Source organism: Nocardia sp. CC213A (assembly GCF_030766805.1).
Classification (GTDB): domain Bacteria; phylum Actinomycetota; class Actinomycetes; order Mycobacteriales; family Mycobacteriaceae; genus Nocardia; species Nocardia otitidiscaviarum.
Genome location: NZ_JASFXA010000021.1, coordinates 147,864 through 159,189, shown reverse-complemented (window position 1 = coordinate 159,189; position 11,326 = coordinate 147,864). Strand labels below are relative to the sequence as shown.

Sequence of the window (11,326 nt, the reverse complement as noted above, 5' to 3'; positions counted from 1 at the left end):
AGCCGAGACCGGTGATCAAAGGGCAGCTCTCATGGCTTGGGAATCGACATGGCAGGGTCTCTCGGCGCCCGCCACCGCCTACTTGTACACCGAACGCTATCGCTGGCGACGCAAATCGAGCAACGGTCCTGAAATCGCTGCGGATTTGGTGGCCGCCGCGCAGGTGGCAGATCAAGACAGCAGCGATCCTCGGCTCACAGGTGAAGTTCGCCGACGAATCCGCCGACTGGTCGCCGGTGCGTTCGAAGCCCGTGACAGTGTTTTTCCGGCCTGGGTGAGGCTGCCCATCGATGATCGCACCCGTGATCTGATGAATACCTGGGTCAGCACCGATAGCGCAACCTCGATGCGAGAGTTCCTGTCGGCTCATTGGTCCGAACTCAGCAACGAAAGTTGTCTCTTCGCCCTCGACGCACTTTCTCAGCTCTTCCCCGAATACGACAAGCCGCGCCAATTGATTTTCGTGATAGCCGACGGCCTCGAACATGGTCTCCAACGCACACTCGACACCCTCACCGCCGAGGGGCGAGCCCTGGAACTAGTGCGAGAATGGATCGCGACACCAACCTGGACCGGATCACAGCGATACCTCAGCGACCACTCCGACCTCCGCAGCGACCCCATCGTCCGACGTATTCTGGCGGCAAACGATGCCCCCTCGGCGCGCCAGCATTTGGCCATCCTGAGCCTCACCGACCATTACCCGATACCCGAGGTCATCGACGCCGTCCTGGACCGCACCGACGCCAAGGACCTTGCTTTTCGTGTCATCGCCACCGGCGAACCCGATCTGATCCGCGCCCTTTGGTGGGCGTCGCCCCACCCCTCCGCCGACCCGTTCACCGCCCCGCTGCTCTCAGCGGTCCTTACTGCTCTGGTCACCGAAGCCGAAACAATCGCCCTCGACGAGCAACCTGATCCGCTCAGCGACGGCGATCGCCGCCAATCCGGGGACATACCCGACGCTGCCGAATCAGCGGCGACAGTTGCCGAGACGGATCGGTTCGCATCGAACATCCGCGAAGCCGCGTACGCGGCCGCAGCCGCCGGAACCGACCGCGACCGCCACCGGGCGCTTGCGGCGCTCGAGAGCATCAACACTCAATTCGAGTCGCTCACAATTGTTATCGATGCGCTGCGTGAGCCACGACCCCGTGCCATCTGAACCGGGCCTCGACCTCACCGCACTGCACCGCCTCGCCACCCTGGGTGAGTTGGTTCGTACCGCTCCCCCTCGGGAGCGGACCATCATGATCCGCGCCACGGTGGACATTGCCAGAACCTACCGCGGCCGCGCCGAATGGGACGCCATCGCGACCGCCATCGGCGTGACCCCGGAGGAATTCAGCGAATGGCGCTCAGACCACCTCGATAATCTTAAGCCCGACACCGACATTCGGCTCAACCACCCTCAAGGTGCCGCACCCCCTGACTACCCAAGCGTCCTTATCGTCACCGGCCACCCGAATGTGCGACCCGATTGCACCAACGACTTCACCACCGAAACAGCCTTGATCCGCCAGCAATGCGAAATTCGCTACACAGTTAAGGAGATCGCCGGGATCGCGTTAGCCGACCTCCGTGCAGCCCTCGACGATCACCAACCCACCATCCTGCATCTCGCCGCGCACAGCGACTACGGCGAAATCTTCCTCACCCACCACGGCAAACCCTTCGGCGTGACCCACCCTTTACTCCTGCAAACCTTGCGCCGCGCCCAGCACAAATCCACTGCAATCGTGCTGAACTTCTGTGGGTCCCTGGCTCTCGCCCACCAACTGGCCGCCGCCGACAATATCGTCATTGCCTGGCCCAGCCGCGTCGACGACCACCAATGCCGAGAGTTCAACGACACCTTTTACCGCAGGCTGGTCGCCGGCAACTCCATCGGCACCAGCTTCGACGACGCCGAGATCACCGTCTCCCACTGGACCGGCCTCCTCAAACCCCGCCTCCTCGGAACCCGAACAACCCACATCTGACGGCACGTCGCTTCCCATCACCCCGCCTGTCACGTTGTGCAAACAGCCACACGAGGCGGTCGACGCTCCCGAACACTCGCACATGCCGCGATCCGTGCGCCTCGCGGCGGCTGGGGCGCCGCCCGGCTCTGCCGGCGGTCGGTCACGCGAAATATAATGCAGCACCATAGGTTCTGAGATCGCGAAGCCGTCTGTGGTGATCGGAGAGGACGCAAGTTGACCAGCGTGCAAGGCTCACCCATCGAGCACCGCTACCCCACCGATTCGACGATCAAACAGCTCTACGGCACCGCCTACCGCTGCGGAGAACCCACCTGTACCAAACCGCTCTACCGGACCAACCCCGACACCGGCGCCTACATCCTCAACAGCCGCGTCGCCCACATCCACGCCCGCAGCGAAGGCGGCCCCCGCTGGGACCCCCTAATGAGCGAAGCCGACAACCGGGCACCGGAGAATCTGATCCTGCTCTGCGAAGCCCACGCCTGGGAAATCGATGCCACCCCGGCGTTCTTCCCCGCCGAGACACTGCGCACGTGGAAAACAGCCCAGCTGGCCGAATACCAACAGCTGCACCGCGGCTGGCAACCCACCGACGACGAGATCAGCCAAATCCGGCACGCGTCCTTCGCCAAACAGGGCTTTGGCACCGATCTGGCCGCCGCCACCAAGCTCGCCGACCTCGCTCGCGCGATCGGCACGCTCATCGCCACCGCCCGCCACTACCGCCAAGGCGCCAGCGCAGCCGCGGAAGCCTGGCAGCGCCGCCGCCAGCAACTGAGCGCGTCGATGCCCATGTGGGACAGCAACGGTGAACTGCTCACCGTCGAGCCATCCGGACTCGAAACCCAGCAACTGCGCGCTGCGCTGCAGGCACAGCTCGACCTCGCCGATCAGCATCTAGAACCGCTGGCCGCCGCGGTGCATGGTGAACTGCACGCCGTCCATGCCACCAGCCCAGAGCTCGAGACATGGGTCGAATGGGTTGAGCGCGCCCTCGCCGAAGTCCTTGCCGCCGCCCAGTCTTGGCCATCTCCCGGTCACAGCCCCGACGACGAGCGCCTCGAAGCCGCTCTGGAAGAACTGCATTGCGCCAGCATGGCCACGGCCGCGACATGGCGTGGCCAGCCCGCACAGCCACCACCACCGGCACCGGCGGTGGTCAAGCCGGCCGAATCCGAGCAACAGGCGCACTTTCGTGCCCACAACGCACTTCTGGACTCCGCACGCCCCTGGGCGCGGGTCGCCCGCCCCTACGACGCTACCCTGTATGCCACATTGCTCGCCGCCGCCGACTACGCCAGAGAGCTGCCGCCGATAGCCGCGACGATGACCTGCGATCTGGTGGCCACCACCTCCCTGGCCGCGCACGTGGCAGAACACGCCGACGAGCAAACCTACGCCTCCCTGATCGAACAAGCCGCGGCGCTAACCCCGTTGATCGTAGCTGCGGAACTACTGCGCTCATTGGCCGCCACCGCAGCAGAATCCGGACGTCAAGCCCTCTCCGACAAGGCTGTCGAGCACCTGAAGCACTCACTCGAACACGCTGATTGGCGAGATTCGGCGCTGTGGTCTGCTAACGGGTTCCGTGTAGGCAAATTGCTGGCCTGGACGATGACCTACACCAGCAGCCCGCAGGCTGTTGCCGAGGCAGTGTGCGCGGGGCTCGACCGAGACTCCGGGCTGCTGATCCCGATCCTGGACAACATCGCCACGTGGAAGGAAGTTCACCGCAGCGGGCACCCCATGCAGATCGTGCGCGAAATCGACCAGATCCCGGCCTGGGTGCCCACGCAGCGCATTCTCGCTGAAATCGCCGCGCAATCACCCGCGACCAGCACCACCGACCCCGAACCTTGGCACAACCTGGCCGTGCAGTTTCAGGCCATCGCCACACCAGCATGAGCTGGCGCGGTGGCGAAACGCACGTCCCACCGGTGCGGTGCTCGTCGTTGGCTTGTTGACGGTGCTCATGGGGTCGGCGGGCCGGAAGCTCGCAGACTGCGCTCTCCGGTGTGCCTGTTTCTCACAGCGGACGAAGCCCGGCTGGGTCAGTCGGGAAAGCGGGGCGAAAGCGCGCACGATTCCCCATTCCGGTAAGGCGGCCTGGACCCTGAAAGCACGGAAATTTTGTCACTGTTGAGGCGAAGACCTCGCAGCGAGGCATCCGACCACGGACTGCGCAATCTCGATTAGTGAACATGTTGCAATCGGCGATGCGATACGGGCGTTGGGCGCCCCCGCCGAACGCCCCCGTAATGCCGAACATCGCGCACGCTCAGGACTTGTTTTCTTATGCCAACCGGACAGCGCCACCCCACTCTGGATCGCGAGGGAGCGTCGTGCACCATTCCGTGATTCGTGACATTGCGAACTCGTCGCGCCTAGATTCTCTGAGTGTGTCCAGTAGGGCAGATCGGCTGTTTCTACAGTAATCTGCCGCATATCCGTCGTTCGTTGACGCAGCGTTGGCTGCTCGGCGTCATGAGAATCTGTTCTACCCGTGTTGACCACGACCTGGTGGCTGGTCAACGGCCGTCCGCGCCAGTTGCCGGTGATCGCCGCGAACAACCGGTGCTCGATCTTGTTCCATTTCGAGGTCCCCGGTGGAAAATGGCAGACGGTGATCGTCAGCCCACTCGCGGCGGCCAATGCGGCCAGTTCGGTCTTCCATGCGCGGGTGCGATACCCGTTGGAACCCCCGGCGTCGGCTGTGATCAGCAGCCGCCGCGCGGCCGGATAAGTGGCGTGGCCGAGGTCGTTCCACCAGCGGCGGATCGACTCCACCGCGAACGCGGCGGTGTCGTGGTCACAGCCGACGTTCACCCACCCGACGTCAGCGGCGACATCGTAGATCCCGTACGGGATCGCTTTGCCCACACCGGATTCGGGGAAGTCGTAGACGTTGACCGGTACCGGGTGCCGCTTCGGCCGCCAGGTCCGCCCCGCATTGCGGAACTCGCCGACCAGCTCCTTCTTCTTGGTGTCCACACTGATCACCGGATACCCGGCATCACGATGCGCCCGCGCCTGCTCGTTGAGATACCGGAATTGAGCATCGCGGTCGGGATGCTGAGCGCCCTCGAGCGTTTTCACGTTGGCCTGCAGGCTGAATCCCTCCGACCGCAACATCGCGGCCACAGTATCGGCCGACACCGGATGCCCCTCGCGGGTCAACTCCGCGGCGAGCGTGCGAGTCGACAAAGTCGTCCACCGCAACGGCGAGGTCGGATCACCGCGCTCGTGCGGTTCCACCAACGCCAGCAACGCACCCCGCAACCCCGGATCGGTCACGGTCAACCGTTTGCGACCGCCACCCGCGCGGCGCACCCGACCCGACAGTTGCGTCCCCGACACTGCCTCGGCCATCCCGTGCGAGACGGTCGCCTCGCTCACCCCCGCAGCCTCGGCCACCGTTCGGATCCCGCCATGCCCCAGCATCCGAGCCTCGACCCCGAGCAGCAGCCGCCGCTCATCCAGATGCGGCAAGATCAGCGCGAACTTCGCCGCCAACTCCTTCACAGCCTCCACCGATACGCCCACACCCCATCATCGGCCACACCGCAAGACACAGCTTATTTTCCGGCGAGCGCTTAGCCAAATGGCGTGCGCCCAGCTCCCAGACGTCGCGGCCAATCGAAGGCCCGCCGAGCGCTTTAGGCGGACCTGGGTCCGTTAGGTCCTGAGCTGACATGCCCGCGACGGTGCATGTAACCGGTGTTTTCGAGGTTTTTCGAGACCGAGTTACGATCCAGCGCATTTCGTCGCACACTACAAGTTGTGTTGGTACGTTCGGTATATATCGACTGAACGCAGGTGTCAGCAGGAAGGCTCATCCATGGGTGAAGAGCCGAACAGTACAGACGAAGAGCAGTTCGACGACGTCTCGGAAGTGCCAGCGCGCAATCCCAGCCACACGGGGAGGCGCTCCGAAGAGTCACGCCTACAGATGGGAATCGCAGCCATCGCGGCAGTCTCTGCCCTTCTCGGCGCATCAGTTGGTGCCGCAGCAAGCATCGTGACAACACAAGCCCAGCTAGCCGCATCCTCGCAAACGTCACGCGATGACTTCAAACGCGAGCGATTAACGGAGGCGTATCAAGAGTTACTGAGGCACGCCCGTTCAATGGACGCGCGTCTCGTCCAGATCGCGATACGCATGATCCCGGACTATGGCTCGAATCTCTTCGACGAGATTCCGGAAGACTATCGGCCCCCTGAGCAGCCAGAGCAGGATGACCAACTCGGCTTCCGAGCCCTCGGCGAGGAGATGACCGCACTTACAGCAGCAATCGGTGAGATGGAATTGATCGCGCCTGCCGATCTGATCGCCATCGCCCGCGAGATGCGACAACAATTCGGGCAAGCAGGCAAGATCTATTTCTTGGCATTCATGGACGTTGGACACGACGTTGCGGCTAGGCAGCAATTTCTGCAGGGAGCCGAGAACGCCCGGAAAGATGCCGTCGAGTCCATCAACAAGTTCGCGGCGCAGGCTCGGGCCGACCTAGGGGTGAACTGACTCGCCTCGACCTGTCGCTAGACCTCAGAACGGGGCACGTTCGGGTATGGATCGCTGCTGTTGCGTGCCTCGATTCAGGCTCGGCAATCCGACCACATCTGGCCACCGAGGCCGGTCGGATTCTCGCCGCAGATTCCACAGGTCAACTCGTCAGCCGCAGCAAGACCATCAGCACTCGCTCAGCTATTATTCACACATGGGTTCGACTCGGCGTGTCTGGTTGTGCGTCCCGACGGGATTCAAGCCTCCGCCCGCTAGATGCCCGGAAGGGCATCTACTGCTGGGTGGGCGCGCGTGACTGTTGGGTGGATCGCCTGCCAATCGTCGGAAGGTCATTACGACGGGCATTGTCCTGCACCGGCGCGGAGACGCATTCGTCTCGTGAGAAGCGGCTGCGAGTCCAGATTCGCATACCAACGAAGTACGGCCGCGGTGACTGCCGGGCCGAACGTACCCTCAAGCCGATGCCCGACCCTTGCTTGCCATCGGCCTACAATACACCTGGCTTTCAACGATATCCGTTGGTACGGTACCCCGCAGTTTCGGAGTATCGTCCGCCCGTATGAACGACTTCGAGGAGTCCGTCGAACGCGAACTCGCGCGACGTCGCGCTGAGGCTGCGAAACGCATCGACGAGGACGTCGAGAAGCAACGGCACCAGGCCGTGGCGGCTGACGAAATCGAGCGGGCACTTGTTGATCTCGCTGCATACCTGGGAAGGAATATCCAACCCAGGAAGGTGGAGATCAATCCAAACGAAAACGTAAGTGGTACCAGCCTGCCCGGTGGTCCCCGGCGGGCTTTGTGATCCGCTATACCCCTGCAGATTACGCAGGAATCGAGCTGCTGCTGCCAGACGGCTCGCTGTGGCACTACGACCCCGACTTTAGTGGTGGGTCAACAGAGGGCATCGTCGATATCACGTCGAAGATACAGTACGGGATAGATCTGGGGATCGGTGAGCTCGCAGGCGGGCCGGGTAGCTATTCAACCCCTGGGGGTAGAGCGGGACCAAGCGGTATCCCATGTGCCCTCTCGGGCTACATGGAGCGTCTCGCTGTCCACATCATCGAACAAGCGCCGTAATCGGCATGAGTCAGTGGCTGCCACAGCCTTGTCGTGCAACGGAACTCGCTGGCCAAGGCCTTGCAGAGGTGCACGCTCATGCCGCGACGCGCGCGCTTCGAAACACCCACGGCGGAATCTGTCAAACCCGGTGAGACCGGTCAGGCCACGAATTCTGTGTTGATGTTCTCCTTCGGAGGCTCGTTGATCCAGGCCGCCGTCGGCAGCTGGGGTGGGGTCGGTGGCCGCCGGAACCGAGTCGGGTTGGCCACGTAGGCGGCGGCGAGGACCTCGCCGCGTTCGGCACGGATTCGCTGGGCGGTGCCGTCGTGAACCGTTGCGGGAGTGTGTAATCCGATCCCGGAGTGGCGGTGATGGTCGTTGTAGTAGGTGAAGAACGCCCGCGCGAACCGGTCGGCCTCACCGATCGAGGCGAACCGTTCCGGGAACGCCGGACAGTACTTCAGAGTCTTGAAATTCGCTTCGCTATAGGGGTTGTCATTGGACACGTGCGGGCGCGAATGCGAGCGGGTGATGTGCAGATCCACCAGCAACTCGGCCACCGGTTTGCTGGTCATCGGGCCGCCGTTGTCGGCGTGGACATAGTCGGGCATGATGCCGTCGTTGGCTTTGATCGCGTCGAGCTGGAATTGCTTGGCGATCCACTGCGATTCGGCCGGGATCACCCGCCAATGGACCGCTTTGCGGGAGAAGATGTCCAGCATCACCAGCAGCGTGTAGTAGACGCCCTTGAACGGTCCCTTCAATTTCGTGGCGTCCCAACTCCATACCTGGTTCGGGCCGGTGGCCACCAACTCGGGCTTTGTCCGCGGCGGATGCGTGGCCTGGCGGCGACGCTCGCGAACCTTCGTGGACAAGTCGCCGGCGCAGGTGTGGGCGATCCTGCTCGACGAGGGCACCTACCTGTGCTCGGTCTCCACGATGTATCGGTTGCTGCGCGCCCACGGGGAAACCGGTCGCTGCGCAACTGCGCTAACACCTCCGCCTGCTCGGCCGCCGACAGGGCGGCCGGGTGCACCACCGGCCGTCGCGGACCCAGTTTGGGCGGTTTCGGGTTGCGGTGCCGGTGCAGCGTGGCCCGGGACTTGCCGGTCAACCGGCACGCGGCCCGGGTGCCGGTGACCGGTTCCAGCTCCCTAGCCGCCGCGTCGATCACGTCGTCGGTTTGTCGTCGAAACCCGCGCTCTCGGAGAGCATTTCCAAGAGCTCGTGCGCTTTTCCCATGATGGCCAGGGCCTTCCGGTTCTTCTCCAACTCCGCTTCGGCCCGGGCCAGCTTCGCAGCCAGGCGCTCGTTCTCCCGCTCGGCCGCTGATTTCTCCGGCTTCGGCCCGGTTGTCTTGGCCGCCAACGCGTTCAACGCGCCCGCGTCGCGGGCACGACGCCACTCGATCACATGCGAGTGATACAAGCCCTCCCGCCGCAGCAGCGCCCCCCGCGCTCCCGACTCGGTCAACCGGTCGTACTCGGCCACGATCGCCAACTTGTACTCCGGGGTGAACGAGCGCCGCTTCGGCCGTCCCGATTCACCCTTCTTCGACCTCTTGCCCGCGCCGTCGGCGGCGGGCAGATCGGCCGCACCCATAGTCACCTTGCTCGATATCCCTGAACTCGCCCTACAACACCTACGGACAACTTACAGACCGGATGGTCTCATCAGAGTCTGGCAGGTAGGGCGGTGCCCATCGGCGAAGGCACGCCTTCTGTGCCCGGTGGTCCGTTCCTGACCTGCACCAGATCGCTACGTGTGGGTCCGACACTGACGGCCACTCGAGGTCGAGCTAGGGACGCTCAGTTTCGGTGAACCCCGGCCAGCTCAGCGCATCCCACCGAAAATACTTGGGTCCGGAGAACTTCAGGATCTTAGTACGGGTTTGCGGAAGATCAGGACGTCTTCGTGGGCGATGAGGTGGGTCGGTAGGCCCGCGCGGCGCTTCTTCACGACGAAGTCGCGTTGGAAGAAGCTGGAGCGCGCGATGAACTCGCCGTCGGCCAACCGCCCGAGCAGGGCGACGCAGCGTTCGGTTGGTTCGAGTCCGGCCAGGGTGCCACAGGTGATGACGTGGGAGGGCAGGTCGACGAGTTCGGTGTGTTGCCGCCACGGGCGGGCGGTGATGACGACGTGCCCGCCGGGGCGCACGAACGCGGCGCTGGCGGACAGGATGCGGGTGAATCCGGACAGCAGCCTTCCGAGGCCGACGTTGGCGAGCTGGCCGCGGTCGAGTGTGGACCCGTAGCGGTGGTTGATCTTGTGCACGCCTGCACCGGGTGTGACTTTGACGTGGCCGTGGGTGGAGTCGCCGTAGGGCGGGGAGGTGATGACCAGGTCCACGGTGCCGAGGTAGTCGGCGGGCAGCAGGGTGTCGAGGCGGCGGGCGTCGCCGGAGTACACGGCGGCGTCTCGGTCGCATCCGGCGGCGTGGGCGAGGTCGATGTTGGTGCGGGCGATGGTAGCCCAGCGGGTTTCGTATTCGACGCCGAGCGCGCGGCGGTCGAGGTGGAGGGCTTCGACGAGGGTGGTTCCGGTGCCGCACATGGGGTCGAGGACGAGGTCGCCGGGTTGGGTGTAGTGGGTGATGGCGTGGGCGGCGACGGCGGGCAGCATTTTGGCGGGGTGGGCGGTGCCGTCGGGGTGGTAGCGGCCCCGTCGTTGCGTAGCCGGGGCGTGTTGGGCGGTGGCCCACACCGATACCGGGACGGCCGGGCCGGGGCCGGACGGGGGCGTGCGGAGTTCGCTCATCAGGAAGTCCTGTCTGCGTGGTGGGCGGCGGCGGATGTGGATCGGCGTTAGGCGGCGTGGTCGAGGGCGGCGGCCTGGTGTTGGTCGGCGGGCTGGAGGAAGACCGTGACGTCGATGTGCACGACGTGGTGGCGGGGTTCATCGAGGCAGTCGTTGGCGGTGGGGGCGGTGACCGTGTCGTCGTGTAGCGGGAGGGCGACGATGTGGGAGAGGTAGAGCAGGTCGGCGGATTGGGCGGCGGCCACGACGGGGCCGGTGGCGTCGTCGAGGAGCCCGGTGGGGGTGTGGCTGCAGCGGGTGAGCACGGCCAGGATCGCGCCGCCGCGCATCAAGTCCGCAGCCGCGAGCGCGAGCCGAGTGTGGATGTCGCCCGGTGGCGGGGTATGGGGGTCGGGTAGCAGGCTGGCGATGACGAGGTCGGCGACCTCGCCGCGGGCCGGTCTGGGCGGCGAGTCCTTGACGGTCAGTGCGCTCACCGACCGGTCAGTGTCGGTCAGTGCAACGCGGGCATGGCGGGCGGCGAGCTGCCTGGCGGGTGAGGCGGCGAGCAGAACCACGTGAGCGTTGGGCTGGCTGAATTCGGTGACGGTGCGGCGCAGGATCGATGCTGGCCACAGGTCGCTTCGGCAAGGAAGGTCACGACCGCAGGCCCAGATCGTGGACGGCACGGCGACGGTGGGGCGGGGAGCAGGCATGGGTGGTGATCCCTTCAGGGAGACGGAATTCCGTACACCCCGTGACTGCAAGAGAACCACCTGAAAATCGCCCGACAATTCTCGCCGAATCGAATATCCGCAAGAATTCGTCACCACCGGCAGAACGCCGAAACCGGCTTTCGTGACCAGCTTCATCAACGAACTTTCTTACATGACCGCACTTGCGGGTGGCGCGCCGAAACCAGCGCCACGGAAAGTCCACGAGGTATACACAACACCAGGTAGAGCAGACCTTCCCCGCCGCTCCTGGTCGACTGTCCGCACGTGAGGTGGGTGCC

The 11,326-nt window shown here is 64.5% G+C and carries 10 protein-coding genes and 1 pseudogene; 6 read left to right on the top strand and 5 right to left on the bottom strand.

Translation table 11 applies throughout. The features are described 5' to 3' along the window. The 3 genes from QJS31_RS30740 to QJS31_RS30730 all read left to right on the top strand — a co-directional run. On the top strand, positions 1–1,165 hold a 1,165-nt coding region (locus tag QJS31_RS30740; RefSeq protein ID WP_306358337.1), incomplete at its 5' end, for a hypothetical protein. Beyond that, positions 1,140–1,982 (top strand): hypothetical protein, encoded by an 843-nt coding sequence (locus QJS31_RS30735; RefSeq protein ID WP_306358336.1) that lies wholly within the window; start codon positions 1,140–1,142, stop codon positions 1,980–1,982. The genes QJS31_RS30740 and QJS31_RS30735, both read left to right, overlap by 26 nt. 216 nt (positions 1,983–2,198) lie before the next feature. After that, positions 2,199–3,890 (top strand): hypothetical protein, encoded by a 1,692-nt coding sequence (locus QJS31_RS30730; RefSeq protein WP_306358335.1) that lies wholly within the window; start codon positions 2,199–2,201, stop codon positions 3,888–3,890. A gap of 228 nt (positions 3,891–4,118) precedes the next feature. Here QJS31_RS30730 and QJS31_RS30725 read toward each other — a convergent pair whose 3' ends face one another. Next, positions 4,119–5,507 carry an ISAzo13 family transposase gene (locus tag QJS31_RS30725; RefSeq protein WP_372341834.1) on the bottom strand — a complete coding sequence of 463 codons (1,389 nt, stop codon included), beginning with the start codon at positions 5,505–5,507 and terminating at the stop codon, positions 4,119–4,121. Positions 5,508–5,823: 316 nt separating this feature from the next. On the opposite strand from QJS31_RS30725, the gene QJS31_RS30720 reads away from it, so the two are divergent. Together QJS31_RS30720 and QJS31_RS30715 are read left to right on the top strand one after the other, a co-directional pair. Continuing rightward, positions 5,824–6,507 (top strand): hypothetical protein, encoded by a 684-nt coding sequence (locus QJS31_RS30720; RefSeq protein ID WP_306358334.1) that lies wholly within the window; start codon positions 5,824–5,826, stop codon positions 6,505–6,507. Between the two features lie 562 nt (positions 6,508–7,069). Next, the gene (locus tag QJS31_RS30715) at positions 7,070–7,315 is read left to right on the top strand and encodes a hypothetical protein (protein WP_306358333.1); all 246 of its coding nucleotides are present in this window, start codon (positions 7,070–7,072) and stop codon (positions 7,313–7,315) included. Between the two features lie 418 nt (positions 7,316–7,733). On the opposite strand, the gene QJS31_RS30710 is transcribed toward QJS31_RS30715, so the two are convergent. Beyond that, complete coding sequence (locus QJS31_RS30710; RefSeq protein WP_306358340.1) at positions 7,734–8,384, bottom strand: DDE-type integrase/transposase/recombinase; 651 nt, start codon at positions 8,382–8,384, stop codon at positions 7,734–7,736. Positions 8,385–8,430: 46 nt separating this feature from the next. Between QJS31_RS30710 and QJS31_RS37450 the strand changes: the two are divergent. Beyond that, positions 8,431–8,532 (top strand): annotated as a pseudogene (locus QJS31_RS37450) (IS3 family transposase); the annotation flags it as partial. A gap of 213 nt (positions 8,533–8,745) precedes the next feature. On the opposite strand, the gene QJS31_RS30705 reads toward QJS31_RS37450, so the two are convergent. The 3 genes from QJS31_RS30705 to QJS31_RS30695 all read right to left on the bottom strand — a co-directional run bounded on the left by QJS31_RS30705 (position 8,746) and on the right by QJS31_RS30695 (position 11,027). Beyond that, positions 8,746–9,177: a transposase gene (locus QJS31_RS30705; protein WP_372341787.1), complete on the bottom strand. Its 432-nt coding sequence runs from the start codon at positions 9,175–9,177 to the stop codon at positions 8,746–8,748. Between the two features lie 270 nt (positions 9,178–9,447). Next, positions 9,448–10,332 carry a TRM11 family methyltransferase gene (locus QJS31_RS30700; protein ID WP_306358331.1) on the bottom strand — a complete coding sequence of 295 codons (885 nt, stop codon included), beginning with the start codon at positions 10,330–10,332 and terminating at the stop codon, positions 9,448–9,450. Positions 10,333–10,379: 47 nt separating this feature from the next. Further along, entirely contained in the window at positions 10,380–11,027 is a 648-nt protein-coding gene (locus tag QJS31_RS30695; protein ID WP_306358330.1) for a hypothetical protein, read from the bottom strand. Between the last annotated feature and the right edge of the window lie 299 nt (positions 11,028–11,326).

Excerpts from the sequence above, each read along its gene's own strand:
- QJS31_RS30720 (WP_306358334.1), top strand. The coding sequence starts at position 5,824 with ATGGGTGAAGAGCCGAACAGTACAGACGAAGAGCAGTTCGACGACGTC.
- QJS31_RS30715 (WP_306358333.1), top strand. The coding sequence starts at position 7,070 with ATGAACGACTTCGAGGAGTCCGTCGAACGCGAACTCGCGCGACGTCGC.
- QJS31_RS30705 (WP_372341787.1), bottom strand. The coding sequence starts at position 9,177 with ATGGGTGCGGCCGATCTGCCCGCCGCCGACGGCGCGGGCAAGAGGTCG.
- QJS31_RS30700 (WP_306358331.1), bottom strand. The coding sequence starts at position 10,332 with ATGAGCGAACTCCGCACGCCCCCGTCCGGCCCCGGCCCGGCCGTCCCG.
- QJS31_RS30695 (WP_306358330.1), bottom strand. The coding sequence starts at position 11,027 with ATGCCTGCTCCCCGCCCCACCGTCGCCGTGCCGTCCACGATCTGGGCC.